This window comes from Tepidimonas sp. (assembly GCF_036824975.1).
GTDB lineage: Bacteria > Pseudomonadota > Gammaproteobacteria > Burkholderiales > Burkholderiaceae_C > Tepidimonas.
Map to the genome: position 1 here is coordinate 1 of NZ_DAISZC010000099.1, position 4,268 is coordinate 4,268.

4 protein-coding genes are annotated in these 4,268 nt (G+C 69.3%); 2 read left to right on the forward strand and 2 right to left on the reverse strand.

The genetic code is table 11. The annotated features are described in order from the left end of the window. Both V7Z54_RS09455 and V7Z54_RS09460 read right to left on the reverse strand, forming a co-directional pair. Positions 1 to 1,227: phosphoenolpyruvate carboxykinase (GTP) (locus V7Z54_RS09455; protein WP_334136117.1), on the reverse strand; the 1,227-nt coding region annotated here is incomplete at its 3' end. 430 nt (positions 1,228 to 1,657) lie between these two features. Then, positions 1,658 to 1,801 (reverse strand): hypothetical protein, encoded by a 144-nt coding sequence (locus V7Z54_RS09460; protein ID WP_334136119.1) that lies wholly within the window; start codon positions 1,799 to 1,801, stop codon positions 1,658 to 1,660. A gap of 53 nt (positions 1,802 to 1,854) precedes the next feature. Here V7Z54_RS09460 and V7Z54_RS09465 point away from each other — a divergent pair, with 53 nt between their 5' ends. Together V7Z54_RS09465 and V7Z54_RS09470 are read left to right on the forward strand one after the other, a co-directional pair. Then, positions 1,855 to 2,640 carry a nucleotidyltransferase family protein gene (locus tag V7Z54_RS09465; RefSeq protein WP_334136121.1) on the forward strand — a complete coding sequence of 262 codons (786 nt, stop codon included), beginning with the start codon at positions 1,855 to 1,857 and terminating at the stop codon, positions 2,638 to 2,640. Positions 2,641 to 2,711: 71 nt separating this feature from the next. Beyond that, entirely contained in the window at positions 2,712 to 4,112 is a 1,401-nt protein-coding gene (locus V7Z54_RS09470; RefSeq protein ID WP_334136122.1) for an aminopeptidase P N-terminal domain-containing protein, read from the forward strand. The last annotated feature ends 156 nt before the right edge of the window (positions 4,113 to 4,268 follow it).

Here is a 4,268-nt window from a genome sequence, read left to right on the forward strand (position 1 = left end):
GGTGGCCGCCACCGTGAAGCGCGCGTTCGGGTGTGCAGCTTTGCGCCCGGCAGCGCCATCGGCCGGCGTCCAGTCCCGACCCTGCCAGTCCAGACAGTGCCCAGGTGCCGGGCCCATCCCTTCCCACCAGACGTCGCCGTCGTCGGTCAGCGCCACGTTGGTGAAGATGACGTCGCGCGCCAGACTGGCCATACAGTTGGGGTTGGTCTGGTCGTTGGTGCCCGGCGCGACGCCGAAGTAGCCGGCCTCGGGGTTGATGGCGTACAGCCGTCCGTCGGCATGCGGCTTGATCCACGCGATGTCGTCGCCGATGGTGGAGACCTTCCAGCCCTCGAAGCCCTTGGGCGGGATCAGCATCGCGAAGTTGGTCTTGCCGCAGGCGCTGGGGAAGGCGGCGGCGACGTGGTACTTCCTGCCCTCGGGACTGGTCACACCCAGGATCAGCATGTGCTCGGCCAGCCAGCCTTCGTCGCGCCCCATCACGGAGGCGATGCGCAACGCCAAGCATTTCTTGCCCAGCAAGGCGTTGCCCCCGTAACCCGAGCCATACGACCAGATCTCGCGCGTCTCGGGGTAGTGCACGATGTACTTGGTGGTGGGGTTACACGGCCAGGCGACGTCGGCCTGGCCCGGGGCCAGCGGCGCACCCACCGTGTGCACGCAGGGCACGAACGCCCCGTCACGGCCCAGCACGTCGTAGACCGCCCGGCCCATGCGCGTCATCAGACGCATATGGACCACCACGTAGGGGCTGTCGGTGAGCTCGACACCGATCTGGGCCATCGGCGAGCCCAGCGGTCCCATGCTGAACGGGATCACATACATCGTGCGGCCACGCATACAGCCATCGAACAGACCGGGCTGCCCGTCGCGCCCGTACTGCAGCAGAGCCCGCATCTCCTGGGGCGCCATCCAGTTGTTGGTCGGGCCGGCATCCTCGGGCCGCGCCGAGCAGATGAAGGTGCAGTCTTCGACACGGGCCACGTCCGACGGGTCGGTCCAAGCCAAGTAGGAATTCGGCCGCCTGGCGGGGTTCAAACGCCTCAGCGTCCCTGCCGCCACCATCTGCTCGCACAGGCGGTCGTATTCGGCCTGGCTGCCGTCGCACCACTCGATGCGATCGGGCTTGCACAGGGCAGCGATGTCGGCCACCCAAGCGATCAGGCGGGCGTGCTTGACATAGGCGGGGGTGTTGAGCGGGAGTCCCTGCATCACGGGGGCATTCATGGAACGGCGATCCTGGAAGCGAACGGGGAGGGCGCGTGCCGCTGCGGCACGCCGCCGGTGAGGGGGCCGCGCTGCCGGGCGGCCCGGTCATGCCCTGCGGCCGTTCGTCACGCGGATCGCGGTGGCGGGTGACCCAGGGGTCCGGGGGATATCCCGAAGCCGGGTCGGCCCTGCAGGGAGGCAACGGGCATTGTAGGCAGGCCACGGCGACCTGCAAGGCCCATAGGCGACCGGCCTCATGCAAAACAAGCATGACATCATGACCCCCTGATGACGACCCCGCGCGCCGTCGCGCAGCGACCTGTCGACATGGCAAAAAACCCGCCGGGCACGACGCCGGGCGGGTCTGTATGACCGTGTGTCAGGGAAAGCGGCAGCCGTCACCCGCTGCTCGCACACCGCGGCAGCCAGCGCCGCACGCAGCTCCACCTTACGCCATGACAACGGCGATGAAGGCCAGCAGGAACATCAAAATGGCCCCGGCCAGCGGAATCAGCCAGGGAATGACGCCCACGATAGCTTCCGCCGGATCATCGGACGGCGTGTTGGGGTGCTGAGTATCGACGTGAGCCATGCTCCAAGCCTCCGGTTGACAAAAATCAATGGGATTGTACGCACAATCGCACCATGTCTGTAACCCCCGACCGCGCCCTGCCCGCCCCTGCCCCCGACGGGGTCGCCGAGCGCCCCGCCGAAGCGCTGCTGCTGGCCGCTGGCCGCGGCGAGCGTATGCGCCCCCTCACCGACACCACCCCGAAGCCGCTGCTGCCGGTGCGTGGCCGCCCGCTGCTGGTGTGGCACCTGGAAGCGCTGGCCCGCGCTGGTGTCCGAGACGTGCTGATCAACACCGCCTGGCTAGGCGAGCGCATCCCGGCGGCACTGGGCACGAGCTACCGCGCGGCAGCCGGCACGGTGGCGCTGCGCTACTCGATGGAGGGGCGGGACTTTGGCCGGGCACTGGAGACGGCCGGCGGCATTGCCCGCGCGCTGCCCCAGTTGGCCGATATATTCTGGCTGGCGGCGGGCGACGTGTTCATGCCCGACTTTGGCTTCGAGCCGGCCGCGCGTCAGCGCTTTGCCGCCAGCGACGCGCTGGCACACCTGTGGCTGGTGCCCAACCCCGAACACCATCCCCGTGGCGACTTCGGGCTGGATGACGCAGGCCGCGCACTCGACCTGGACCGCGACGATCCGCGCCCGCGCTGGACCTATGCCACCGTGGCCCTGCTGCGCCGGGCGCTGTTTGCGCCACCGTGGTGCGACATTGCGCCCGGCAACCCCGACGGCGTGGCTGCGCCGCTGGCGCCGCTGCTGCGCCGCGCCATAGCCGCCGGCCGCGTCACGGCCGAGATCTGGCACGGCGCGTGGACCGACGTCGGCACGCCGCAGCGCTGGGCCGCGCTCAACGGCTGAACCCGAGGGTGGCGCAGGCACAGTGTCCGGACACGCCGCACGGCGACCCCGCCACCCGTATCATCCCCGCCATGACGACCACGATTCCTCATCAGGCGGTGTACGCGCAGCGGCGTGCGCGGCTGGCGGCGCAACTGGGCGACGGCGGCATCGCCATCATCCCCACGGCACCGCCGCGGCTGCGCAACCGCGACAGCGAGTACCTGTTTCGCTTCGACAGCTATTTCTACTACCTGACCGGCTTTACCGAGCCTCATGCCTGGCTGGTGCTGACAGCCGACGGCCACAGCACCCTGTTCTGCCAACCCAAGGATCGGGAGCGCGAGATCTGGGACGGCTACCGGCTGGGCCCGGCAGCCGCACCTGCCGCGCTGGGGGTAGACGAAGCCTACGCCGTGGACGAGCTGGACACGCGTGTGCCCAAGCTGCTGGAAAACCGCCGCAGCGTCTGGTTTCCGTTTGCGGTGCACCCGGGTCTGGAGAGCCGCATCGACGGCTGGCTGCAGAAGGTGCGCGCGCGGGTGCGCTATGGGGTGGACTGCCCGCAGGCACTGCGCGACGTCTGTGCGCTGCTGGATGAGATGCGGCTGATCAAGGACGCGTACGAACTGGACGTGATGCGCCGCGCCGCGCGCATCAGCGCGCGCGCCCACATCCGCGCCATGCAGCGCTGCGCGGCCATGATCCGCGCCGGGCAGGACGTGCGCGAGTACCACCTGGATGCCGAACTGCTGCACGAATTCCGCCAGAATGGCTCGCAATGCCCGGCCTACGGCAGCATCGTAGCCGCCGGGGCCAACGCCTGCGTGCTGCACTACCGCGCCGACTGCGCGCCGGTGCGTGACGGCGAGCTGGTGCTGATCGACGCCGGCTGCGAGCTCGACGGCTACGCCAGCGACATCACGCGTACCTTCCCCGCCAACGGGCGCTTCAGCGGCCCGCAGCGCGACCTGTACGAGCTGGTGCGCGCCGCGCAGCAGGCCGCCATCGACGCCACGCGAGCCGGCGCGCGCTTCGTCGATGCACACGACGCTACGGTCAAGGTGTTGGCGCAGGGCCTGCTGGACCTGGGCCTGCTCAACCGCAACGACGTCGGCCACCTCGACGACGTGATCGAGCAGCGGCATTATTTCCGCTTTTACATGCACCGCACCGGCCACTGGCTGGGGCTGGACGTGCACGACGTCGGCAGCTACGTCGAGCCCAGCGAAATCGGCCAGATGAGTGAGCGGCGTGACCCCTTGAGCGGCGAAATCATCCGTGACCGGCCCAGCCGCATCCTGCGCCCGGGCATGGTGTTGACCATCGAGCCCGGCCTGTACGTCAGCCCGGCCGAGGGTGTGCCCCCCGCCTTCTGGAACATCGGCATCCGCATCGAGGACGACGCGGTGGTGACGGAGACCGGCTGCGAGCTCATCACGCGCGACGTGCCCGTCGAGCCCGACGCCATCGAGGCGCTGATGCGGGGCTGACAGCCGCCCACAAACACACGGCACACGGTTCGGCCAAGCTCGTCGCCACCCGGATCGTCGCCATCCGGATAAACGCCCATGGTCACGCCCACCGAGGACGGCTAGCAGGCCGTTGAAAAATCCCCCGTCGACGCTGGCGTCGGCCGGTACGATCTG